The organism is Streptosporangium sp. NPDC050148 (assembly GCF_055586505.1).
Genome location: NZ_JBVJIA010000020.1, coordinates 105,307 through 125,891, shown reverse-complemented (window position 1 = coordinate 125,891; position 20,585 = coordinate 105,307). Strand labels below are relative to the sequence as shown.

Below are 20,585 nucleotides of genomic sequence, written 5' to 3'. Positions count from 1 at the left end.
CGGTCGGCGATGGTGGTCGCCATGAGGTGCCCGTCGATCACGGTGTCCGCGCGCCGCGGCCCCAGCTATTCAGTGTTGCTGCATACCGGTAGTCGGTGTTACTTTGTACCGGTAGTCAGCGACACCGAGTAGGTGGAGAAGATCCCCTCCCGTACGGGGCCGCCGCGCAAGGCGTGCCCCCTCGGCACCCGGGGACGAGAGCACCTCGAAGGGTTCCGGAGGACCTGGAGCCCCCTCACCGGACGGCTCGGACAGCTCCGCGAAGAAGGCAGGCAGACATGAACACAGAGTCGGACGAGCCGAAGAGCCGCTACCGGCAGTACCTGGAGGTGGTCACCGGGCCGCTGGAGGACAAGAAGCGCTGGTGGCGGTACAGGGCGCGCGTCAAGGAGCTTCCCGAGAACTACCGCACGACGGTCGAGGCGATCGAGCGCTACCTGATGCAGTTCGGGCCCGGGGACGGCTCCGAGGCGGCGTCGATGTACGAGGACCTCGCCGACCTGTTCGAGCAGAGCGCGGCGAGCGGAACCCCGATCCGCGACGTCGTCGGGGACGACCCCGTGGGGTTCGTCGAGGCGTTCGTCCAGAACTACCCGACGGGGCGGTGGATCAGCCGGGAGCGGGAACGGCTGACCGCCGCCGTCGAACGCGCCACCGAGGACACCGGAAAAACCGCCGGGGACACCGGAGAAGAAGGAAGGACCGCCCGATGACGGCACAGCACACCCAGGCGATCCATGTACGGGGCCTGGAGAAGTCGTACGGGGACCTGCGGGTGCTGCGCGGCGTGGACTTCACCGTGACGCGGGGCGGCATCTTCGCCCTGCTGGGCTCCAACGGGGCGGGCAAGACCACGGTCGTGAAGATCCTGGCCACCCTGCTCAGGGCCGACGCGGGCACGGCGGGCGTCAACGGCTTCGACGTCGCCACGCAGGCCGCGAAGGTACGGGAGTCCATCAGCCTCACCGGCCAGTTCGCCGCCGTCGACGAGATCCTCACCGGCCGGGAGAACCTCGTGCTGGTCGCCCGGCTGCGGCACCTGAGGAATCCGGGCACGATCGCCGACGACCTGCTGAGGCGTTTCTCGCTGACCGAGGCCGGCGGGCGCAGGGTCGCGACGTACTCGGGGGGCATGCGCCGCCGCCTCGACATCGCGATGAGCCTCATCGGCGATCCGCCGGTCATCTTCCTCGACGAGCCGACGACCGGGCTCGACCCCCAGGCGCGCATCGAGGTGTGGCAGGCCGTCAGGGAACTCGCCGAGCAGGGCACGACGGTGCTGCTCACCACCCAGTACCTGGACGAGGCCGAACACCTCGCCGACCGGATCGCGATCCTGCACCAGGGCCGGATCATCGTGAACGGCACCCTGGCCGAACTCAAGCGGCTGCTGCCGCCCGCCACGGTCGAGTACGTCGAGAAGCAGCCGACCCTGGAGGAGGTCTTCCTCTCGCTCGTCGGCGACGGCGACGGCGACGGCGACGGCGGCAGCGGCAGCGGCAGCGGCACGAACACCACCCCGGCGACGACCCCGGCGACGACCACCGCGCCGGCACGCACGAGTAAGGAACACCCGTGAGCACGCATCTCCTCGGCGACACCGCCGTCCTGCTGGGACGGTCCCTGCGCCACGTCACGCGCAGCGTGGACACCATCGTCACGACCGCGATCACACCGATCATGATGCTGCTGCTGTTCGTCTACGTGTTCGGCGGCGCGATCGAGACGGGAACGGCCTCCTATGTGAACTACCTGCTTCCCGGCATCCTGCTCATCACGGTCGCCTCAGGCATCGCCTACACCGCGTTCCGGCTCTTCACGGACATGCAGAGCGGCATCTTCGAGCGCTTCCAGTCCATGCCGATCGCGCGGTCGTCGGTGCTGTGGGCGCACGTGCTGACCTCACTGGCCGCCAACCTGATCTCGCTCGCGGTCGTCGTGCTCGCCGCCCTGCTCATGGGCTTCCGCTCGGGGGCCGGGGTGGCGGCCTGGCTCGCGGTCACCGGCATCCTGGTCCTGTTCACCCTGGCACTGACCTGGCTGGCCGTCATCGCCGGCCTGTCGGCCAAGACCATGGAAGGCGCGAGCGCGTTCTCCTACCCGCTCATCTTCCTGCCGTTCGTCAGCTCGGCCTTCGTGCCCACCGCCACCATGCCCGGCCCGGTGCGCGCCTTCGCCGAGCACCAGCCGGTGACCTCCATCGTCAACGCCATCCGCGCCCTGTACACCGAGCAGCCGGTCGGCACCGACATCTGGACCGCCCTGGCCTGGTGCGCCGGCATCCTCGTCGTCGCGTACCTCCTCGCGATGAACGCCTACCGCCGCAGGACCGCGTAGGGCCGCGGGTCCCGGGCGGTGGCGCGGCTCGTCTCAGGCCTCCGGCACCGACGCCGACGCCGACGGCCAGGTCTTGGCCACCAGGGTGAGCACGTCGTAGGTGGCGACGGTCCGGTCCTCCTGGTTGGTCACCACGGCGTCCCAGCGGACCTCGCCGTAGTCGGCGCCGCCACGGGGAGTGATCTGCTTGACGGTCAGGGTCACGCCGATGGTGTCACCGGCCTTGACCGGGGTGAGGAAGCGCAGCGCGTCGACACCGAAGTTGGCCAGGACCGGGCCGGGCGCGGGGTCGACGAAGAGCCCGGCCGCCAGGGACACGACCAGGTACCCGTGAGCGACGATGCCGCCGAACAGCGGGTTGCGCGCGGCGGCCTCGGCGTCGGTGTGCGCGTAGAAGACGTCCCCGGTGAACTCGGCGAAGTGGCCGATGTCCTCCAGCGTCACCGTCCGCGTCCCGGAGGCGATCGTGTCACCGATCCGCAGCTCGGCCAGCGACCTGCGGAACGGGTGGACGTCGGAGGTCAGGCGCTTCGCCCCCGTCGTCCACTGCCCGGTGACCGCGGTGAGCAGGTCCGGGGAGGCCTGGACGGCGGTGCGCTGCATGTGGCGCAGCACCCCGCGGATCCCGCCGAGCTCCTCCCCGCCACCGGCCCGGCCGGGACCGCCGTGCACCAGGACGGGCAGCGGCGAGCCGTGCCCGGTGGACTCCCCGGCGTCGTCCCTGTCCAGGACGAGGACCCGGCCGTGCCACGGCGCCAGCCCGAGCACGATCGCCCGCGCCACCTGCGGGTCGTGGGTGACGACGGAGGCGACGAGGCTGCCCCTGCCGCGGGCGGCGAGATCGACCGCCTCCTCGACGCCGTCGTAGGTGAGCACGGTGCTCACCGGGCCGAACGGTTCCACCTCGTGCGGCTCGCCGGCACCGGGCCGCGCACGCAGCAGGAGCGGGCTCATGAAGGCGCCGCGCTCGGCGTCGCCGTCGATCGGGGCCGTGCCGCCGGGGGCGCCGAAGACCACCTCGGCGCTCGCCCGCAGCGCCTCGACCGCCTTGCGCACCTCGTCGCGCTGGCCGAGGCTCACCAGCGCGCCCATCCGCACCTGCGGGTTGCGCGGGTCGCCGACGGTGACCTTCGCCAGGCGAGCGGCGAGCGCCTCGACCACGGCGCCGGCCATCGGCTCGGGCACCAGCACGCGGCGGATGGCGGTGCACTTCTGCCCGGCCTTGACGGTCATCTCGGTGACGACGCCCTTGACGAACAGGTCGAACTCCGGATCGTCCGGGCCCACGTCGGGCCCGAGGATCGAGCAGTTGAGCGAGTCGGCCTCGACGCCCAGGACGACGCCGCCGTCCAGGACGTTCGGGTGCCTGCGCAGGATGCCCGCGGTGTGCGCGGAGCCGGTGAAGGCGACGCTGTCCTGGACGGTCAGCTCGTCGAGCAGCCCGCCCGGGCCGCCGGCGAGGAGCTGCAGCGTGCCCTCGGGCAGGATCTGCGACTCGATGATCTGCCGGACGGCGCGTTCGGCGAGGTAGGCGGCCTGGCCTGCGGGCTTGACGATCGAGGGCAGCCCGGCGAGGAAGGCCGGGGCCAGTTTCTCCAGCATGCCCCAGACGGGGAAGTTGAAGGCGTTGATCTGCACCGCGACGCCCGGCCGGGAGGTGTAGAGGTGCCGGCCGACGAAGGTGCCGCCCCTGCCCAGGCGTTCCGGGCCGCCGTCGAGGACGACGGTGTCGTTGGGCAGCTCGCGCGCGCCCCTGCTCGCGTAGCTGAACAGGGTGCCGATGCCGCCGTCGACGTCGACCGCCGTGTCCCGCGAGGTGGCGCCGGTGCGCACCGACAGCGCGTAAAGCTCTTCTTTACGTTCGGACAGGTACTTTGCCAGCGCTTTGAGCAGAGCGGCCCGCTCGTGGAAGGTCAGGGACCGCAGGGCGGGGCCTCCGGTCCGCCGGGCGTGGCGGACCATCGCGCCGACGTCCAGGCCACGGCCGGAGAAGCGCGCGACCTCCTCACCGGTCGAGGCGTCGAGCAGGGGCTCCCCCTCGTCGGCCGCCCGGAACCACCGTCCGGCCACGTAGCTCTCCAGCAGCGTGCTCACACCGTCTCCTCTCCGCGGGCGCGACCTGTTGCGCGGACGCCCCTCCCCGTGCAACGGTATTACTGACCGAGTGATAAGTAAATGAACTCGAGGCCGCGGAGGAACGATGACGACCACCCCGGCGGAGCCGGACCTGCAGGAGCGGCTGCAGGCCGCCTTCGACGCGACGATCGCCCGCAACGACCGCATCGAGCCCCGCGACTGGATGCCGGAGGACTACCGCAGGACGCTCGTCCGCCAGATCGCCCAGCACGCCCACTCGGAGATCATCGGCATGCAGCCCGAGGGCGCCTGGATCGGCCGCGCGCCTTCCTTGCGCCGTAAGGCCATCCTGCTGGCCAAGGTGCAGGACGAGGCCGGGCACGGCCTGTACCTGTACTCGGCGTGCGAGACCCTCGGCGTCAGCCGCGCCGAGCTGAACGAGCTGCTGCTCTCCGGCCGGCAGAAGTACTCCTCGATCTTCAACTACCCGGCGCTGTCCTACGCCGACGTCGGCACGATCGGCTGGCTCGTCGACGGCGCCGCCATCTGCAACCAGGTGCCGCTGTGCCGCACCTCCTACGGCCCGTACGGCCGCGCGATGATCCGCATCTGCAAGGAGGAGTCGTTCCACCAGCGGCAGGGATACGAGCTGCTCATGACGATGATGCGCGGCACCGACGCCCAGCGCGCCATGGTCCAGGAGTCGGTCGACCGGTTCTGGTGGCCGTCGCTCATGATGTTCGGCCCGCCGGACGACCGCTCCCCCAACAGCGCGCGGTCGATGGCCTGGGGCGTCAAGCGCCACTCCAACGACGAGCTGCGCCAGCGGTTCGTCGACATGACGGTGCCGCAGGCCGAGGCGCTCGGCGTGACGCTGCCCGACCCCGAGCTGCGCTGGAACGAGGAGCGCGGCCACCACGACTTCGGCGAGCCGGACTGGGCGGAACTGGACGCCGTCATCCGCGGGAACGGCCCGTGCAACGCCCAGCGCATGGCCCACCGGCGCGCGGCCCACGAGGAGGGCGCCTGGGTGCGCGAGGCGGCGTCGGCCTTCGCCGACCGGACCGACCGGGCCGGTGCCCGGTGAGCGCCGGCCGGCGGGAGTGGCCGCTGTACGAGGTGTTCGTCCGCGGCAAGCGCGGCCTCAACCACGTGCACGTCGGGTCGCTGCACGCCCCGGACGACGCGATGGCCCTGCGGCACGCGCGTGACGTCTACACGCGCCGCAACGAGGGCGTCAGCATCTGGGTCGTACGCTCCGACACCATCACCGCCTCCAGCCCCGACGAGAAGGACCCGCTGTTCGCGCCCAGCGGCGACAAGGTCTACCGGCACCCCACGTTCTACGACATCCCCGGCGACGTCCCGCACATGTGAGCACCACACGATCGGAACGGTCATGAACGACGAACACGGCAGCGTCTTCGACGGCCTGCTCGGCGGCGACTCCTCCCAGTGGGCCTTCGGCACCGACTTCGAGGACCCGCTGGCCGGCGTCGACACCACCCCGCCCGAGGGCGTGGACCCCGCCGAGCTGGCCGCGTACTGCCTCATGCTCGGCGACGACGCCCTGATCATGTCGCAGCGCCTGTCGGAGTGGTGCAGCCGCGCCCCCGACCTCGAGGAGGACATCGCGCTGGCGAACATGGCGCTCGACCTCCTCGGGCAGGCGCGGCTGCTCCTGGCGCGCGCGGCCGCCGCGGACCCGCGCGTCGTGCCCGTGCTGCCCGACGGCTCGCCGGTGCCCCCGGAGGACGCGCTCGCCTTCTTCCGCGACGACCGTGCCTTCCGCAACGTACGCCTGGCCGAGGTGGCCAACGGTGACTTCGCGCACGTCGTCGTCCGCCTGCTGCTGTTCTCGACGGCCCGGCTGGCGCTGCTGGAACGGCTGCGCGCCAGCCGCGACACCGTGCTGGCCGCGGTGGCGGCCAAGGGGGTCAAGGAGGTCACCTACCACCGCGACTGGGCCGGGCGCTGGTTCCTCACCCTGGCGCAGGGCACGGAGGAGTCGCGCCGCAGGCTTCTTTCCGCCCTCGACGCCCTGTGGCCGCTGCAGCCCGAGCTGGTCGCCGCGCATCCGCTCGAACGCTCCCTGGCGCTGGCCGGCGTCGGCGTGGACCCCGCGTCCCTGCGGGAGCAGGTGGACGCCGTCCTCGGCCAGGTGTTCACCCTCAGTGACGTCGGCCGTCCCGAACGGGCGCCGCTGGCCGGCGTCGGAGGGCGGACGGGCCGCGACGGCCTGCACACCGAGGCCCTGAGCCTGCTGCTCGCCGAGATGCAGGTGGTCGCCCGCGCACACCCGGACGGGCGCTGGTGAACGCCGGACGGCGCGCCGCCGAGACCCCCGGCCGGACACGCGACCCGGACGCGGTGCAGGCCCGGCGGCGTGCCGCCGAACCCCCCGGGCGCACGCGCGACCCGCACGCGGACGACGCCCGGCGGCGTGCCGCCGAGGTCGCCGGTCAGGTGCGCGACCCCGAGATGCCGATGCTCACCCTCGTCGACCTCGGCGTGCTGCGCGGCGTCGAGGTGGAACGGGACGCGAGCGGCGCGCAGGCCGTCATCGTCTCGATCACGCCGACCTACACCGGCTGCCCGGCCATGGGGACCATGCGCGACGACCTCGTCCACCGGCTCGGCGACGCGGGATTCGACCGCGTCGAGGTACGGGTCGTGCTCGACCCGCCCTGGTCCAGCGACTGGATCTCCGAACGCGGCCGCGCCGCGCTGCGGGCCGCCGGGCTGTCGGCGCCCGGCCCCGCACCCCGGCGCGCCGGACCGGTCCCGCTCACGCTCGGCCCGGCCCGCACCGCGCCGCCCTGCCCGCGCTGCGGCTCTGCGGCCACCCGGCTGACCTCCGAGTTCGGCGCCACCGCCTGCAAGGCCCTCTACCGCTGCACCGACTGCGCCGAACCGTTCGAGCACGTCAAGGAGATCTGACGATGACCACGCTCGCGACCGGCCCCGCCCGCTCCAGGGCCGCCGCCTTCCACCCGCTGACCGTCACGGCGGTGGACCGGTTGTGCGAGGACGCCACCGCGATCACCTTCGCCGTCCCCGACGAGCTGCGCGAGACCTACGCCTTCCACGCCGGGCAGTCGCTCACCCTGCGGCGCCTCATCGACGGGCACGAGCACCGCCGCTCCTACTCGATCTGCGCCCCGGCCGGCGCCGCGCCGCGCATCGGCGTCCGCGAGATCCCCGGCGGGCTGTTCTCCTCCTGGCTCGTGCACGAGGTGACGCCGGGCACCCGGATCGAGGTCCAGCCGCCCACCGGCTCGTGGCGGGCCGACCCGCGGGCGGGCGAGCGGCACCTTTGCGTCGCCGCGGGCTCCGGCATCACCCCGATGCTGTCGGTCGCCGCGACGGTGCTCAGCCACCCCCGGGCCCAGGTCTCGATCGTGTACGGCAACCGCACCAGCGCCACCATCATGTTCGCCGAGGAACTGGGCGACCTGAAGAACCGCTACGGTCCCCGGCTCCAGATCGTGCACACGCTCTCGCGCGAACCGCGCGACGTCGAGCTGTTCTCCGGCCGGCTCGACGGCGACCGGCTGCGCCGCCTCCTGACCACCCTCGTCCCCGTCGAGGTGTTCGACCACGTCTGGCTGTGCGGGCCGCTGGCGATGATCGAGGAGGCGCGGCCGGTGCTCACCGAGCTCGGCGTCCCGGCCGATCGCGTCCACGTCGAGCTGTTCTACGCCGACGCCCCGCCGCCGTCCCCCCGCCGGGCCGGGAACGAGATCCCGCCCGGCGCGACGAGCGAGCTGACGACGGTGCTCGACGGCCGGCGCACCACCTCGACCGTCTCCCGGGAGACGACGATCCTCGACGGCGCCCAGGCGGCACGCTCCGACCTGCCGTTCGCCTGCAAGGGCGGCGTCTGCGGGACCTGCCGCGCCGTCGTCCGCGAGGGCACGGTCGACATGCGCCGCAACTACGCCCTCGACCGGTCCGAGGTCGACGCCGGGTTCGTCCTCACCTGCCAGACGTTCCCGACCGGCGACAGCGTCACCGTCGACTACGACGCCTGAGTCGCCCCCTTCGACGTCCTCCCCACTCCCGACGACAGGAGCGCTTCGTGATGAACGACGACCGGCCGGAGACGGTCGGGATCCTCGGCGGCGGACGGATGGGGTCCGGGATCGCGCACGCCTTCCTGGCCTCCGGCAGCCGGGTCGTCATCGTCGAGAACGACCAGGAGGCGGCGGACGCGGCCAGGACCCGGGTGGGCGACGGCCTGGCCAGGTCCCACGCGAAGAACACCCTCGCCACCTCGCCCGCCGACGCCATGGCGCGGCTGCGGACGACCGCCGACCCGGCCGAACTGGCCGGTTGCGAGCTCGTCGTCGAGGCGGTCCCCGAGGACATGGCGCTCAAGGCCGCGGTCCTCGCCACGGCCGGCCAGCACGCCCCCGAGGCCGTGCTCGCCTCGAACACCAGCAGCCTGTCGATCGACGGGCTCGCCGCCGGCCTGGCCGCGCCCGATCGCTTCATCGGGCTGCACTTCTTCAACCCCGTCCCGGTGAGCGACCTCGTCGAGATCGTCGTCGGATCCCGTACCGCGCCCGAGCTGGTCGCGCGGGCCCGGGGCTGGGTGGCCGCGCTCGGCAAGACGGCGGTCACCGTGTCGGACTCCCCGGGCTTCGCGAGCAGCCGTCTCGGGGTCTGCCTGGCCCTGGAGGCGATGCGGATGCTGGAGGAGGGGGTGGCGAGCGCGGCCGACATCGACGCGGTGATGGTCCTCGGCTACCGCCATCCGATGGGGCCGCTCCGGACCACCGACGTGGTGGGGCTCGACGTGCGGCTCGCGATCGCCGAGCACCTGGCACGCGAGCTCGGGCCCCGTTTCGAGCCGCCCCGGATCCTGCGCGACCTCGTCGCCGCCGGGCACCTCGGGCGCAAGACCGGCCGGGGCTTCTTCACCTGGTGAGACCGTGGCACGGGAGACCGCACGGCGCAACCGATCCGCGCGGCACGGGAGACCGCACGGCGTAGCCGATCCACGCGGCGCAGGAGAGCGCACGGAACCGGCCGGTCCGGTCGGCGCGGCCGGTCGCGCGGGGTCTCAGGCCTCGTGCCGGGCCAGGCCGTCGAAGGCGATGAGGCTGATCACCTCGGCGATCGTCACCGGATCGAACATCCCGTCCGCGCGGTACCACTCGACCAGCGAGTTCACCATGCCGAACAGCAGCCGGCTCACCAGCGCCGGGGGGACGTCACCACGCAGGGCACCCTCCGCGACGGCCGCCGCGACGAGCTCGGCGAGACGGTCGTCCAGCCAGCGACGCCGTTCCAGCGCGGCCAGCTCGACCTCGCTGTTGCCCCGTACCCGCAGCAGGAGCGTGACGGACGGCTGGTGCGCCACGAGCACCTCGACGCTGCGCCGCGTCACCTCGCGTAACCGTGCGTAGGCGGTCGTCCCGGCCCGATCCCGCGTGGCCTCGTCCACGACGGCCGTCAGCTCGTCGAGCGCGTCGTCCAGGGCCTCGCCGAGCAGCTGCTCCTTGCTCGTGACGTGGTGGTAGATGGCCGGTTTCGTCAGGCCGAGCTCCTTGGCCAGGTCCCCCATGCTCGTGGCGTCGTACCCCTTGCGGTTGAACAGCTCCACCGCGGTGCGCAGGATCGCCGCCTGGTCGTGGCCGGGACGGCCACGCCGGCGGGCCGGGGTGGAGGCGGCGGGGCCGGTCGTCGTCACCGATGCAGCATCTCACGGGCGGCTCCGGCGGCCGTCCAGGGGCCGTCCGCCCGGTCCGGGAGAGACCCCCGGCGCGGACCGGCCGGCGGAATCCGTCCGGTCCGTGAATTCGAGGAGCCCCTCCCCCGCCGGCCGCTGTGACGCGGACGTTCCCTCCCGGCCGGTCCGGCCGTCACCCGGTGACCCGGGAGTCGGTGAACAGGGCGAGCAGGTCACCGATGCGCCGGTCGGCCTCGGCGGGATGACGGAAGTGCCCGGCCGGGTTGACGGTGTACTCGTTGCGCCGCCCGACGCGTTCGCGGCGCAGGTAACCGGCGGCCTCGAGGTCGGCGACGATGGCCTGCGCGGCGCGTTCGGTGATGCCGACGGCGTCGGCGACGTCACGCAGCCGGGCGGTCGGCTCCCGGGCGATGGCCAGCAGCACGTGGGCGTGATTGGTCAGGAACGTCCACTCCTTGGTACCGCGAGCCGCTCCGGCCTGAGCCGTCGAAGACATCTGATCACCATCCGTACGGTCGGGCCGGGGGGCAGGTCACCCCCCAATGTACGCACACGAACACACGAAAGCAGCATCGTGATTCCCCTGCCCCCACTCTTGACACACGAAAAGTGCTTCGTGAATACTCAATCGTAGTTCGAGGGGGAGTACCCGACGTTCGACGCGCCGCCGTCATTACGGACCCGGCAGATCCGGATCCCGGCGACGCAGCCACCCACCGCGGTGGCCCGGGGAGACCTTCGACCAGCAGCGCCGGCCTCCGCGCGAGGCCCGGCCGGTCGAAAGGGCTCCCGTTGTCCGTTTCCTGGTGGGTCTGGGCGGCGCTGATGCTGGCGATCGCCGCGATGCTGGCGATCGACCTGTTCCTGCACCGCGACAACCACGTCATCGGCTTCCGCGAGGGCGCCGTCTGGTCCGGTGTCTGGATCGCCGCGGGACTGCTGTTCGGCGTGATCCTGTGGGCCTGGCAGGGCGGCGACGTGGCCGGCACCTACTTCGCCGGATACCTGATCGAGAAGGCGCTGTCGATCGACAACGTCTTCGTCTTCGCGCTGATCTTCTCCCACTTCGCCGTACCGGCGGCGGTGCAGCACAAGGTGCTGTTCTGGGGCGTGATCGGAGCGCTGGCGTTCCGGCTGGCGTTCATCTTCCTCGGCGCGGAACTGCTGGAGACCTTCTTCTGGACCGCGTACCTCCTCGGCGCGTTCCTGATCTACACCGGCTACACCATGGCCTTCCGCCACGGCGAGCAGACCCCGCCCGACCGCAACCCCGTGGTACGCCTGGTCCGCCGCGTCATCCCCACCGACGCGAACTACCACGGTGACGCCTTCTTCGCCCGTGTCGACGGTAGGCGCGTCGCCACCCTGCTGTTCGTCGTCCTGATCGCCGTCGAGGCCACCGATCTGATCTTCGCCGTCGACTCCGTCGCCGCGATCCTGGCCATCACCACCAGCACGTTCATCGTCTGGACCGCCAACGCGTTCGCCATCCTGGGCCTGCGCAGCCTGTACTTCTGCCTGGCCGAACTGCTGCGCCGCTTCGTGCACCTGCACTACGGCCTCGCCGTGCTGCTGGCCTTCGCCGGCGTCAAGCTCATCCTGTCCGAGACCCCCGTCGGGAAACTGCCCATCCCGGTGACGCTGGGCGTGATCGTGGTGACCATCACCGTGTCGATCGCATGGAGCCTGCACACCACCCGAACCACCCGCACCACCCACGACGCCGACGCCCCGGCGTGAGAGAGGACAGGGCCCCCTCCCCCATGACGACACCTGCGCCCATGGGGCCGGGGCCACCCGCCTCCACGTCGGCGCCCTCCCCCGCAGCGCCCGTGCCCGTCGCGGCGACCTTCCCGGACTAGCGGGGCCGGCTGAGAGCGGCCTCGGCGAGATCCGTCCACGTCCCCGCCGCGGAATGGGGCACGACCACCCAGTCCTTCATCTCCCTGCCCTTCCCCGAGGGGTCGAACAGGGACGCCCCGGCCAGCCGGAGCGCGGCCGCGTGTTCGGGGGTGTCCCTGACCAGCCGGAACACCATCGCGCCGTCACGCTGCAGGCTCGCGAACACCTTCCCCTCCCGATCCTTGAGGGCGGGGCTCCCCATCATCCCGGAGATCCGTACACCCAGGTCGGCCAGCTCGGCGCCGACCTGCTCGAAATCCTCTTCCGCGCTCATCGTCACTCGGTTCCGAACTCCATCGCGGCGTGGTCGGGCGGCTCGTCGTGACCGGTCTTCCTCCCGCGTGACGCGATCATCTCGCCCCGCCTTCCGCCGGTCCGGCGCTCAGGCTAGTCGCCCCGGCGGAACCGATCAAGACCGCATACGGGGCGCCGGCCACGCCGGTCCGGCCACCGGTCCCACCACCGGTCCCCGGCGTGATCCGGGCGGCGGAACCCGGCCCATGGTCCGAAAGCCGCACGGAAGCGCTCAACGCCGGGTCCCGTTCCCGGGGGGAGCCTCGTAGCAGGCGGCGATCGCGGCCGCACGGTCGCGCAGGGAGTCACGCAACCACTGCGGGGCCAGGGCCTCCGCGCTCGTGGTGAGCCGCCACAGCGCCCACTCGGCGTGCCTCGCATCCTGGAAGGTCACCTCCAGCCGCAGCCGGCCGTCCGACTCGGTCTCCTCGGCCAGAACGGCCAGCGCGGTGCCCACCAGATCCTCCCGCCGCGCCGGGTCCATCCGGACCAGCACGGTGACCTGATCGTCGCCACCGGTCCGGAACCGCCTGCTGCGTTCCTGCCAGGCGCGGTCCAGATCGACCCGGTCCGGTCGCTGCGCGGGCTCGGCGAGTTCCTCGGCGGCCAGGATGCGGGACAGCCGGTAGGTGCGGTCCGCACCGGACCTCGTGGCCAGCAGGTAACCCTGATCCCGTACGGTGACCAGGCCGATCGGGTCCACCGTGCGCCACCTCGGGCTCTGGCCCACGGCCTCGTAGTGGATGCGCAGCCTGCGACCGGCGAACACCGCGCGCAGCACCTCGGCCACGACGGCGTCGGGCACCTCCTCGGCCACCAGCCGGCGCGAGAGAAGGTCGGTCTCCGGGTCGATGAGCAGTCGCTCCGCCGCACCGGCCGCGGTGTCCCGATAGCTCTCGGGCAGCGCGTCGACCACCTTCAGCATCGCCGAGGCCAGCGCCGAGCCGAGGCCGAACGCCTGTGCGCCACGCCGCGATCCGGCGACCAGCAGGGCAAGGGCCTCGTCACGGTTCAGCCCGGTCAGCTCGGTCCGGAAACCCGGCAGCAACGCGAACCCACCGTGCCGGCCGCGCTCGGCGTAGACCGGGACACCGGCCGCGGACAGCGCCTCGATGTCACGCAGCACGGTGCGGGTGGACACCTCCAGCTCGCGGGCCAGCGCGGTCGCGGACAGCCGGCCGTGCTGCCGCAGCAGCAGTACCAGCGAGACCAACCGGTCGGCGCGCACACGAAAAGTATGCCCCCGATACACGACACAGGATGTCGTGATTCACCGAGAGGCTTACCGACGCCACGAAAAACACGGCGGCCACCGAGCCGGCGGACATACATGACGTCGACGAATCACATGGAGCTGACATGACAACCGAGCGAACGGCGATCAACCCGTGGAACTGGTCGGTGGAGCTGGGCTACAACCAGGGTGAGGTCGTCTCCGGGCACACCCGGACCCTGTACTGCGCCGGGCAGACCGCGATGGGCGGCGAAGGCAGGCCCCGGCACGCCGGCGACATGGCCGCGCAGCTCGAACTGAGCCTCGACAACCTGGAGGCCGTGCTCGGCGAGGCCGGCATGTCCCTCGCCGACCTCGTCCGGCTCAACGTCTACACCACCGACGTCGACCGGCTCTTCGAGCACTACGGTGCGCTGGCGTCGCGACTGGGCGCCGCCGGGGTGGCACCGCCCACCACGATGCTCGGGGTGACACGGCTGGCCGTCCCCGACCTGATGGTCGAACTCGAGGGGACCGCCGTCGCGTGACCTGATCTCACCGCCTCCGGCAGCCCTGCCGGAGGCGGTTCCCCGGAGCGGTCTTCGTCCGTGGGTGACCAGTCTTCGGCCTGCTGTGAACGATTCTGGAATCGATCGATCGCCTTTACGATGTAGATTCATAACGGGCCGTGCCGTCCGTCGTCACAGGGCGATGGGGCCGAGGTCGGCGGCGGTCCGGGCCAGCGCGCGGAGGGCCGGGCCGTCGGCGGTGGACCGCCAGGTCAGCGCCCACCGCAGGACGGGGGCGTCGCGCAGGGGCAGGAAGACGACGCCGGGAGGATTGTTGTAGCGGGCGGCGACCTCCCCCAGGGGGTGGACGCAGTCCCCGGCGGCGACCAGGGAGAGGATCTCGTGGAAGGTCCGCGCGGCGGGCCCGCGGGGAACGCGACGGCCCAGCGGTGTGCGGGTGGGGACCATGGACTCGACCCAGTACGCGGGGGCGTCGGGGCCGAGGTCGACGACACGGTTGTCGGCGAGGTCCTCCAGGGACGCGGTGCCGCGACCGGCGAGCGGATGGTCCGCCGGCACGGCCAGCACGCGGCCCGCGGTGAACACGGTGGGACCGACCGTGAGGTCCGGTTCGGCGACGGGCAGCCACAGGACGTGCGCGTCGTGGTCCCCGGTACGCAGGGCGGTGAACGGGTCGCTGCCGTTGATCTCGCCGAACCGGACGTCGATCCCGGGATGGCGGGCGCGGAACGCGTCGACGAGGGGGCGCAGTTCGTGCCCGGCATGGCCGAACACCCCCAGCCGCAGGGTCTGACCGGCGCCCAGGCCGGCCGCCTCGGCGCGGGCGAGCCCGGCCCGCAGGAGGTCGAGGGCCTGCTGGAGGTCCTCGCGCAGCCGCCGGCCGACGGGAGTCAGGGTCACCCGCCTGCTGGTGCGGTCGAACAGGGTCACGCCGAGGCGTCGTTCCTGCCTGCCGACGGCCTGGCTGACCCGGGCCTGGGACACGCCGAGCCGTTCGGCGGTGCGGCCGAAATGCAGCTCCTCGGCCAGCGTCAGGAAGATCTCGATGTCGCGCAGCTCCACGGATAACCCCTGTGTTATGGATCGCTGCACGAAGCTTACATTGTTCCGCCACTGACCTGCGGCGATGCTGGACACGTCATCACCGGCAGGCGGCCCCCGCCTGACCGGCACACCGACGGGGCCGGGGGGACCGATGGACGGCATGCGGGCCGTCGCCGATCGTTTCGAGATCGAATCGCTGCGCGCCGAACTCACCGACGCGGTGATGATGCGTGACTACGACCGCGCCGGGTCGCTGTTCACCCCCGACGCCGTGGTGCGGTGGCCGCACATCGGCAGGGAGTTCACCGGCCGGGAGCAGATCCGGGCGGGGATCGAGTGGGGGCAGGGGCTGTGGGAGTTCTTCGTGCAGAACCTCCACCCGGGCGTCGTCCGGCTGGACGGCGACACCGCGACCGGCCGCGCGTACGTCCAGGAGTTCGGGCGGATGCGCGACGGCGGCTCGCATCGCAACCACGCCCTCTACCACGACCGCTACCGGCGGACCCCCGAGGGCTGGAGGTTCAGCGAGCGCGTCTACGAGGTCCGCTATCTCGACTCCAGCCCGCTGGCGGGCTCACCGCCCCCTGCCGCGCCCGAGGCGTGAGCGCGCCTCACGACCGGCCCGGAACCGGACGACCGACCGGCCCGGAACCGGAGGAACGGCCGTTCCCCTCCGCCCCTCCCCCGCCTCTTTCCTCCAGGAGCGACCAGCATGACGACCACGCTCGGCGAGCTGACCGGCGACTACGCCTTCGACCCCGCCCGTACCCGGATCGGCTTCACCGCCCGGCACACGATCGGTCCCGTGGTACGCGGGCGATTCGAGAGGTTCGAGGGCGGCGCGCACGTGGACGGCGACCATCCGTCCAGATCGAGCGTCACGGTGACGATCCAGACCGGCAGCGTCCAGACCCTCAACCCGCAACGCGACAAGGCGCTGCGCGGCAGGTTCCTGGCCCTGGACGACCACCCGGCCATCACCTTCACCTCGACCGGAGTACGGCAGGCCGGCGAGACCGGCTTCCGGCTCACCGGTGACCTGACCATCCGCGGCGTGACCAGGCCCGTGACCGTGGACGTCGAGCGCGCCGACGTCGAGCACGACCCGCGGGATGGTGCCCGGATCCGTTTCCGGGGCGGCGCGACGATCGACCGCAGGGACTGGGGCGTGCACTGGGGCGGCGCCGCGGGCCTGGTCGCCAGGAAGGTGGCGCTGGAGCTCGACGTCACCGTGATCCGCAGGACCTGACCCGGCCCGCGTCCCCGCCTGATCCGCGGCCTCGCGCCCGAAAGCCCGGCAACCCGGAAACCCGGAAGCCGACGGGCGGGAGGCGGTGTCACGCCCGTCCGGCCGGGGCGGCGAACTCGCCCATGACGTCCTCGGCGAGGAAGGTGTTCACCGCTTCCACGTACCGGCGGGGCCTGGACATGTGGATCACGTGATTGGCCTTGATCTTCATGTACCGGCCGTGCGGCACGAGTCTCCTGATCCGGGCCGCGTCCTCGTCGTCCATCGCGCCGATCAGGCCGTGGCCCGGCACGCGCCGCCAGTCGCCGTGCAGCACCAGCAGCGGGCACGACACGCGGGCGAGCGCGTCGGCGTGGTCGAGCCCCTCGTAGAACCGGCCGTCGACGAAGGCCCGCGCGAAGTCCGCGTCGTACATGGACAGGCACTTGAGCAGCAGACGGAGCTTGAGCGGGAGGTAGGGGATGTCCACCGGCCGCCCGGGGCGGCGGGTCCGGAACGCCCGGACGCGGCGGGACAGGAAGGAGACGAACCAGTCGGGGACGCGTTTCTCCCGGGTCTCGGAGACCGGGAGCGTCAGGCCGCGGAAGTAGTCGGCCAGATCCCGGTCGCGAGGGTCGCCGAGGGTGTCGGCGAGGTGTTCCAGCCCTTCGTACACGAAGCGGTCGCGGTCGCGGAAGCGGGGCATCTCCGCGGAGAACACCGGGGCGTCCTCCAGGATCGCCGCGGCGACCCGGCCGGGGAGGTTGGCCGCGCACCACAGGGCCAGGAGCCCTCCGGAGGAGTTGCCGGCGACGACGGCGGGGGCTCGCACGACCTCGGAGAGGAAGGCCGCCATGTCCGCGCCGAGGTGGTTCCAGGAGTACTCCCCCGGCGTCCAGCTCGACTTGCCGTGTCCGCGCACGTCGATCGCGTAGACCCGCAGCCGCCGCGACAGCGGCACCAGTACGCGCTGGTAGCTCTCCCAGGTCCCCATCTGCGCGGGCAGCAGGACCAGCGGGGGGCCGTTGTCCGGGCCCACCACGTAGTTGAGCCGCACGGTGCCGGTGTCGAACCGCTGCTCGCGGAAACCGGCGTCCCGGACGGCCTTGATGTCGATCGTCCCGGACAGGCCCTCGTACGGGTTGCGGTACGGATACGCGCTCATGGGAGTCCTTCCTCCGTGGGGTGGGGATCGGCACCCGGTGTCCGATCCTCGGCGAGGTCCGCCGACACGAGCTCGATCAGCTCGCTCAGGGCGCCGGCCAGCGCGGCGCGGCCCTGCGCGCTCATGCGTCCGAGGATGGCCGCGAACCTGTCCGCCGACCGCTGGTCCGTCGTAGCCAGCATCCGCTCCGCCTCGTCGGTGAGCCTCAGCCGGACCCGCCGGTGATCGTCGGAATCGCTCACCCGCTGCAGGAGCCCGGCGCGGACCATCCGGTTCACCAGGGCGGACGTGGCCGCGAGCCGTCGTCCGAGGGCCTCGGACAGCTCCGACACCGTGCAGCCGTCCCTGCGACGGACGGCGAACAACACGCGCAGCTGCGGCAGCGTGAGGTCGAGGTCCAGCCAGGCGTCCGAACGCTGCAGGGTCAGCATCCGCAACCGGGACGCCAGCCGCGCGACGTCGCGATCTCCGCCAGATGTACTTGTCATGATGTGAACAGTCTACATCGTGTTGACCATTCGGCGGCGGGCCCGTGACGGCGTTCCACGGCCGGGAGGCGCGCGTCCGCGCGTCGTGAAGGTCGGCACGGGCCGTTCGGGGCAGGGCAGGGTGATGGCGGACGGCCCCCGGTGAGCCCGCGAGCCGGTCACGGTCGTGCGCGAAGATACGTCGCGCGGTGATTCCCGGGACCTCACGGATGCATCGCCGATTGAAGGTATTCGGCGAACGAAGTGGGAACAAGAGGGAAAAGTTTACATCGAGGGTTCAATGATACCGTTGAAGGCATGGACACCAAGGACATCAAGGACATGGCCCGGCCGCTCGACGGCGCGGGAGTCTCGGCTCTCCTCCGGTCGCTTCCCTCACGGCCCCTGCTGCTCGGCCTGGGCGAGGCCAGGCACTTCGTGGAAGAGCTGGGCGAGGTGCGGAACGAGATCTTCCGTCATCTGGTCGAGCACGAGGGCTACCGGTCGTTCGCCGCCGAGAGCGACTGCCTCATGGGCCTCGTGGTCGACGAGCACATCGCGACGGGCGCGGGCACGCTCGACGACGTCATGGAACGCGGCTTCAGTCATGGTTTCGGCGCGTTCCCGGCCAACCGCGAACTCGTGCGCTGGATGCGCGCGTACAACGAGGAACATGATGAGAAGCTCAGGTTCTTCGGGTTCGACGGCCCGCTGGAGTACTGGGCGGCGAGCCCGCGCCAGGCGCTCACCGGCCTGTACGCCCTTCTGGAGGGTCCCCTGCCCTGCGACGAGAAGGCCCTCGACGAGCTGCTGGGCCCGGACGACCGGTGGGAGAACGAGGCCACGGCCATGGACCCGTCCCGGTCGATCGGCCGGTCCGACGACGCCCGGCGGCTACGGCTGATCACCGACGACCTGGTGGCGCTGCTGGAGACGCAGCTGCCGCGGCTGGGCGCGCGGGACCGGGAGCGGGCGGCACTGTACGCGCGCACCGCCGTCGGCCTGCTCCGCTACCACCACGGGATGGCCGACGACTCCCCGGCACGCTGGGGCCGGCTGTCGGCGCTGCGGGACGCGATGATGGCCGCCAACCTGCGTGCCGTCGCCGAGCACGGCCCCGCCCTGGTCTTCTCCTCCAACCTCCACCTGCAGCGCAACAAGAGCCTCATGTCGTTCGGCGACCAGACGCTGGAGTGGTGGAGCGCGGGGGCGATCACCGGGACGTACCTGGGCGACCGGTACGCCTTCCTGGCCTCGGCCCTCGGCACGGTCGGCGACGACACCCCGTCCCCGGACACCGTCGAGGGCGTCCTGTCCACGCTCCCGTGGGAGCACTCGCTCGTCGACGCCCGCCGCCTGGCCGGGGCCGTCACCCGGTCCGCCCCGCGCGTCTCCCCCGACTTCGCCTATTTCCCGCTGGACCCGGCCCACCTCGACCTGGTCGACGGCATCGTCTTCCTCCCCCGGGCCGTCAGGCTGGGCCGGCCGGGGTGAACGGACGGGGTGAACGGACGGGCCGGTCCGTCCACCGCCGGACGGCTTCGCGTCAGTGCGCCACGGTGATCACGATCTTGCCGAACTGAGTGCCGGACTCCATGTACCGGTGGGCCTCCACGACCTCCTCCAGCGGGAAGAGACGGTCCACCACCGGGCGCAGGGACCCGGTGCGCAGGCCCGAGGTGACGAACGCCGTGGTGCGCCGCATCCGCCCGGGATCCCTGGTGATCTCCAGCATGGTGTACGTGCGCATGTTCAGCGCGGGCATGCCGAGGTCGAACCCGGGATAGGGCGTGGGCAGCCCGCTCTGCGCGCCCCACAGGAGGATCGTCCCGTCGGCGGCCACCGCGCGGGCCAGGTCGGTCACCCCCGGCCCGGCGACGGCGTCGAAGACGAACTCGGCACCCCGGCCGCCTGTCACCTCCAGCACGCGTCCGGGCACGTCCTCCTCGTCCGAGACGATCACCTCGGCCGCGCCCTCCTGCAGCAGCCGCCGCCGCTTGTCCCGGCTGCGGGTCACGGCCACCGGGATGGCGCCCAGCCGGTCGGCGGTCTGGATCGCGGCCAGGCCGACGCTGCTGGAGGCCGCGGTCACCACCGCCACGTCGCCCGCCCGCATCCCTGCCACCTCCACCATCGCGCCGTAGGCCGTGAGCCACGGCATCCACACCGCCGAACCGGTCACCGCGTCCACGTCCTCCGCACGCGGCAGGAGAGCGCTCGCCGGCACGATCGCCCGCTCGGCGTAGACGCCGTAGTCGTTGTGGGAGAAGCTCGGCACGACACTGACCGCCTGGCCCTCCTCGAACCCGGTCACCCCGGGGCCGACCGCCTCGATCACACCGGCCGCCTCGTTGCCGAGCGTGGAGGGCAGGTGCTTGACCCGCTCGATGTACAGGCCGCTCCGGAACAGGGCCTCGGCCCTGTTGACCCCGATCGCGTCCACCCGGATCCGCACCTCGCCCGGCCCCGGCTCACCGACCTCCAGGTCCTCCAGCCGCAACACCTCGGGCCCGCCGATCTCGTGGAACCGTACGACCCTTGTCATGGCGTCCTCCTTCGCTCGCGGGAAACACCGCTCACCGTGCCATCAAAGTACGATCGCGGTCAAACTTTGATCCAGATCGTACTATG

Annotated in this window: 23 protein-coding genes; 14 read left to right on the top strand and 9 right to left on the bottom strand. The window is 72.0% G+C overall.

All coding sequences use genetic code 11. The annotated features are described in order from the left end of the window. Positions 1-278 precede the first annotated feature (278 nt). From ACZ6RT_RS23130 to ACZ6RT_RS23120, 3 genes are read left to right on the top strand one after another with little or no spacing between them, the layout of a single operon-like run. Complete coding sequence (locus ACZ6RT_RS23130; protein ID WP_470155984.1) at positions 279-713, top strand: DUF1048 domain-containing protein; 435 nt, start codon at positions 279-281, stop codon at positions 711-713. Beyond that, a complete protein-coding gene (locus ACZ6RT_RS23125; RefSeq protein ID WP_470155982.1) occupies positions 710-1,579 on the top strand; it encodes an ABC transporter ATP-binding protein in 870 nt (289 codons plus the stop codon). Before ACZ6RT_RS23130 ends, ACZ6RT_RS23125 begins: the two co-directional genes overlap by 4 nt. After that, positions 1,576-2,337 (top strand): ABC transporter permease, encoded by a 762-nt coding sequence (locus ACZ6RT_RS23120; protein ID WP_470155980.1) that lies wholly within the window; start codon positions 1,576-1,578, stop codon positions 2,335-2,337. The genes ACZ6RT_RS23125 and ACZ6RT_RS23120 overlap by 4 nt, the downstream gene beginning before the upstream one ends. Before the next feature lie 33 nt (positions 2,338-2,370). On the opposite strand, the gene paaZ is transcribed toward ACZ6RT_RS23120, so the two are convergent. Then, positions 2,371-4,431, bottom strand: coding sequence for a phenylacetic acid degradation bifunctional protein PaaZ (paaZ, locus tag ACZ6RT_RS23115; protein WP_470155979.1), 2,061 nt, complete (start codon positions 4,429-4,431; stop codon positions 2,371-2,373). Between the two features lie 106 nt (positions 4,432-4,537). On the opposite strand from paaZ, the gene paaA reads away from it, so the two are divergent. From paaA to ACZ6RT_RS23085, 6 genes are all read left to right on the top strand, one after another. Further along, positions 4,538-5,500: a 1,2-phenylacetyl-CoA epoxidase subunit PaaA gene (gene paaA, locus ACZ6RT_RS23110; protein WP_470155978.1), complete on the top strand. Its 963-nt coding sequence runs from the start codon at positions 4,538-4,540 to the stop codon at positions 5,498-5,500. Further along, entirely contained in the window at positions 5,497-5,790 is a 294-nt protein-coding gene (gene paaB / locus ACZ6RT_RS23105) for a 1,2-phenylacetyl-CoA epoxidase subunit PaaB (protein WP_399191670.1), read from the top strand. Before paaA ends, paaB begins: the two co-directional genes overlap by 4 nt. A gap of 22 nt (positions 5,791-5,812) precedes the next feature. Further along, positions 5,813-6,730 carry a 1,2-phenylacetyl-CoA epoxidase subunit PaaC gene (paaC, locus tag ACZ6RT_RS23100; protein WP_470155976.1) on the top strand — a complete coding sequence of 306 codons (918 nt, stop codon included), beginning with the start codon at positions 5,813-5,815 and terminating at the stop codon, positions 6,728-6,730. A 149-nt stretch (positions 6,731-6,879) separates the two neighbouring features. Then, on the top strand, positions 6,880-7,353 hold the full coding sequence (gene paaD, locus ACZ6RT_RS23095; protein ID WP_470156046.1) for a 1,2-phenylacetyl-CoA epoxidase subunit PaaD: 474 nt from the start codon (positions 6,880-6,882) through the stop codon (positions 7,351-7,353). Then, positions 7,350-8,447, top strand: a complete 1,098-nt coding sequence (gene paaE, locus ACZ6RT_RS23090) for a 1,2-phenylacetyl-CoA epoxidase subunit PaaE (protein WP_470156044.1) — start codon at positions 7,350-7,352, stop codon at positions 8,445-8,447. Before paaD ends, paaE begins: the two co-directional genes overlap by 4 nt. A gap of 50 nt (positions 8,448-8,497) precedes the next feature. Beyond that, on the top strand, positions 8,498-9,346 hold the full coding sequence (locus ACZ6RT_RS23085) for a 3-hydroxyacyl-CoA dehydrogenase family protein (protein WP_470156042.1): 849 nt from the start codon (positions 8,498-8,500) through the stop codon (positions 9,344-9,346). 135 nt (positions 9,347-9,481) lie between these two features. On the opposite strand, the gene ACZ6RT_RS23080 is transcribed toward ACZ6RT_RS23085, so the two are convergent. Next, a complete protein-coding gene (locus ACZ6RT_RS23080; protein WP_399191676.1) occupies positions 9,482-10,111 on the bottom strand; it encodes a TetR/AcrR family transcriptional regulator in 630 nt (209 codons plus the stop codon). Between the two features lie 172 nt (positions 10,112-10,283). Further along, positions 10,284-10,607, bottom strand: a complete 324-nt coding sequence (locus tag ACZ6RT_RS23075; protein ID WP_399191678.1) for a helix-turn-helix transcriptional regulator — start codon at positions 10,605-10,607, stop codon at positions 10,284-10,286. A 296-nt stretch (positions 10,608-10,903) separates the two neighbouring features. Here ACZ6RT_RS23075 and ACZ6RT_RS23070 point away from each other — a divergent pair, with 296 nt between their 5' ends. Continuing rightward, positions 10,904-11,851, top strand: coding sequence for a TerC family protein (locus ACZ6RT_RS23070; protein ID WP_470155974.1), 948 nt, complete (start codon positions 10,904-10,906; stop codon positions 11,849-11,851). A gap of 118 nt (positions 11,852-11,969) precedes the next feature. Here the strand turns inward: ACZ6RT_RS23070 and ACZ6RT_RS23065 are convergent, their stop codons facing one another. Beyond that, the gene (locus tag ACZ6RT_RS23065; RefSeq protein WP_470155972.1) at positions 11,970-12,287 is read right to left on the bottom strand and encodes a hypothetical protein; all 318 of its coding nucleotides are present in this window, start codon (positions 12,285-12,287) and stop codon (positions 11,970-11,972) included. Positions 12,288-12,539: 252 nt separating this feature from the next. Then, positions 12,540-13,535 carry a helix-turn-helix transcriptional regulator gene (locus tag ACZ6RT_RS23060; protein ID WP_399191684.1) on the bottom strand — a complete coding sequence of 332 codons (996 nt, stop codon included), beginning with the start codon at positions 13,533-13,535 and terminating at the stop codon, positions 12,540-12,542. 131 nt (positions 13,536-13,666) lie between these two features. On the opposite strand from ACZ6RT_RS23060, the gene ACZ6RT_RS23055 reads away from it, so the two are divergent. Then, positions 13,667-14,068 (top strand): RidA family protein, encoded by a 402-nt coding sequence (locus ACZ6RT_RS23055; RefSeq protein ID WP_399191686.1) that lies wholly within the window; start codon positions 13,667-13,669, stop codon positions 14,066-14,068. A 153-nt stretch (positions 14,069-14,221) separates the two neighbouring features. Here the strand turns inward: ACZ6RT_RS23055 and ACZ6RT_RS23050 are convergent, their stop codons facing one another. After that, on the bottom strand, positions 14,222-15,112 hold the full coding sequence (locus ACZ6RT_RS23050) for a LysR family transcriptional regulator (protein ID WP_399191688.1): 891 nt from the start codon (positions 15,110-15,112) through the stop codon (positions 14,222-14,224). A 133-nt stretch (positions 15,113-15,245) separates the two neighbouring features. On the opposite strand from ACZ6RT_RS23050, the gene ACZ6RT_RS23045 reads away from it, so the two are divergent. Further along, positions 15,246-15,698, top strand: coding sequence for a nuclear transport factor 2 family protein (locus ACZ6RT_RS23045; protein ID WP_470155969.1), 453 nt, complete (start codon positions 15,246-15,248; stop codon positions 15,696-15,698). A 108-nt stretch (positions 15,699-15,806) separates the two neighbouring features. After that, positions 15,807-16,343: a YceI family protein gene (locus tag ACZ6RT_RS23040; protein WP_470155967.1), complete on the top strand. Its 537-nt coding sequence runs from the start codon at positions 15,807-15,809 to the stop codon at positions 16,341-16,343. A gap of 88 nt (positions 16,344-16,431) precedes the next feature. On the opposite strand, the gene ACZ6RT_RS23035 is transcribed toward ACZ6RT_RS23040, so the two are convergent. Next, complete coding sequence (locus tag ACZ6RT_RS23035) at positions 16,432-17,487, bottom strand: alpha/beta fold hydrolase (RefSeq protein ID WP_399191694.1); 1,056 nt, start codon at positions 17,485-17,487, stop codon at positions 16,432-16,434. Further along, entirely contained in the window at positions 17,484-17,975 is a 492-nt protein-coding gene (locus ACZ6RT_RS23030) for a MarR family winged helix-turn-helix transcriptional regulator (protein ID WP_399191696.1), read from the bottom strand. Before ACZ6RT_RS23030 ends, ACZ6RT_RS23035 begins: the two co-directional genes overlap by 4 nt. Positions 17,976-18,272: 297 nt before the next feature. On the opposite strand from ACZ6RT_RS23030, the gene ACZ6RT_RS23025 reads away from it, so the two are divergent. Continuing rightward, positions 18,273-19,448, top strand: coding sequence for an erythromycin esterase family protein (locus ACZ6RT_RS23025; protein ID WP_470155964.1), 1,176 nt, complete (start codon positions 18,273-18,275; stop codon positions 19,446-19,448). A 52-nt stretch (positions 19,449-19,500) separates the two neighbouring features. Here ACZ6RT_RS23025 and ACZ6RT_RS23020 read toward each other — a convergent pair whose 3' ends face one another. Then, on the bottom strand, positions 19,501-20,499 hold the full coding sequence (locus ACZ6RT_RS23020) for a zinc-dependent alcohol dehydrogenase family protein (RefSeq protein WP_470155962.1): 999 nt from the start codon (positions 20,497-20,499) through the stop codon (positions 19,501-19,503). Between the last annotated feature and the right edge of the window lie 86 nt (positions 20,500-20,585).

What these genes read in the sequence shown, in the direction of transcription:
- ACZ6RT_RS23130 (WP_470155984.1), top strand. Translation starts at nt 279, where the DNA reads ATGAACACAGAGTCGGACGAGCCGAAGAGCCGCTACCGGCAGTACCTG.
- ACZ6RT_RS23125 (WP_470155982.1), top strand. Translation starts at nt 710, where the DNA reads ATGACGGCACAGCACACCCAGGCGATCCATGTACGGGGCCTGGAGAAG.
- paaA (WP_470155978.1), top strand. Translation starts at nt 4,538, where the DNA reads ATGACGACCACCCCGGCGGAGCCGGACCTGCAGGAGCGGCTGCAGGCC.
- paaC (WP_470155976.1), top strand. Translation starts at nt 5,813, where the DNA reads ATGAACGACGAACACGGCAGCGTCTTCGACGGCCTGCTCGGCGGCGAC.
- ACZ6RT_RS23085 (WP_470156042.1), top strand. Translation starts at nt 8,498, where the DNA reads ATGAACGACGACCGGCCGGAGACGGTCGGGATCCTCGGCGGCGGACGG.
- ACZ6RT_RS23075 (WP_399191678.1), bottom strand. Translation starts at nt 10,607, where the DNA reads ATGTCTTCGACGGCTCAGGCCGGAGCGGCTCGCGGTACCAAGGAGTGG.
- ACZ6RT_RS23065 (WP_470155972.1), bottom strand. Translation starts at nt 12,287, where the DNA reads ATGAGCGCGGAAGAGGATTTCGAGCAGGTCGGCGCCGAGCTGGCCGAC.
- ACZ6RT_RS23055 (WP_399191686.1), top strand. Translation starts at nt 13,667, where the DNA reads ATGACAACCGAGCGAACGGCGATCAACCCGTGGAACTGGTCGGTGGAG.
- ACZ6RT_RS23045 (WP_470155969.1), top strand. Translation starts at nt 15,246, where the DNA reads ATGGACGGCATGCGGGCCGTCGCCGATCGTTTCGAGATCGAATCGCTG.
- ACZ6RT_RS23040 (WP_470155967.1), top strand. Translation starts at nt 15,807, where the DNA reads ATGACGACCACGCTCGGCGAGCTGACCGGCGACTACGCCTTCGACCCC.
- ACZ6RT_RS23035 (WP_399191694.1), bottom strand. Translation starts at nt 17,487, where the DNA reads ATGAGCGCGTATCCGTACCGCAACCCGTACGAGGGCCTGTCCGGGACG.
- ACZ6RT_RS23030 (WP_399191696.1), bottom strand. Translation starts at nt 17,975, where the DNA reads ATGACAAGTACATCTGGCGGAGATCGCGACGTCGCGCGGCTGGCGTCC.
- ACZ6RT_RS23025 (WP_470155964.1), top strand. Translation starts at nt 18,273, where the DNA reads ATGGACACCAAGGACATCAAGGACATGGCCCGGCCGCTCGACGGCGCG.
- ACZ6RT_RS23020 (WP_470155962.1), bottom strand. Translation starts at nt 20,499, where the DNA reads ATGACAAGGGTCGTACGGTTCCACGAGATCGGCGGGCCCGAGGTGTTG.